This window comes from Dietzia sp. UBA5065, assembly GCA_002415925.1.
GTDB lineage: Bacteria > Actinomycetota > Actinomycetes > Mycobacteriales > Mycobacteriaceae > Dietzia.
In genome coordinates this window covers 2,875-3,475 of sequence record DIAZ01000022.1, presented here as the reverse complement: position 1 = coordinate 3,475, position 601 = coordinate 2,875, and the positions used below count along the sequence as shown (strand labels likewise).

The 601-nt window shown below is 75.7% G+C and carries 1 protein-coding gene; it reads right to left on the bottom strand.

The features are described 5' to 3' along the window. A partial coding sequence (locus B4M60_RS01985; protein WP_291079786.1) for an SGNH/GDSL hydrolase family protein occupies positions 1-601 on the bottom strand: 601 nt, incomplete at both ends.

Genomic DNA, 601 nt, shown 5'->3' with positions numbered 1-601 from the left:
CGACGATCAGCGTGATCCGCTCGGCCCCCTGCCGCGTCCAGGTGACGTCCCCGGGGTTCATCGAGGCCACGAAGTCGCAGCCGCCGCGGTCGGGGACGAGCGGCATGTACCCCGTGGCGATGATCCGCGCGCCGGGCGAGCGGTCGCGGATGCCGTCGTACACGGCGTCGAGTCGGGCGGGCAGCGCGTCGAGCGCGTCGGTGACGGACCGCTCGAGTCGGTCGCGGCAGGGGGCGCCGTCGGGGCCGACGGAGCCGGCGCGGGTGGTCATGACGCAGCCGGCGATGTCTCCGAACCCGATGTCGTTGCCACCGATCGAGAGCGTGACCAGGTCGGTGCCGGGTGTGAGGGCGTCGAACTGCGGCGGGGTCTCGGCGAGCTGACGCCCCGTCATGTCACGGGTCCGGGCGCCGCCGCAGGTGACGTCCACGAACTCCGTGCCGTCGAGCCCCTCGGCGAGGAGCGCGGGGTAGTCGGCCGTGGAGCGCAGGCACCCGGGCGGCCCGGTGGTGGGGGCGGCCACGGGGCCGAGCGCGGCGAACGAGTCGCCCAGCGCCACGTAGCGGGCGTAGGTCGGGCCGGCCTCGGCGGACCCGGTCGC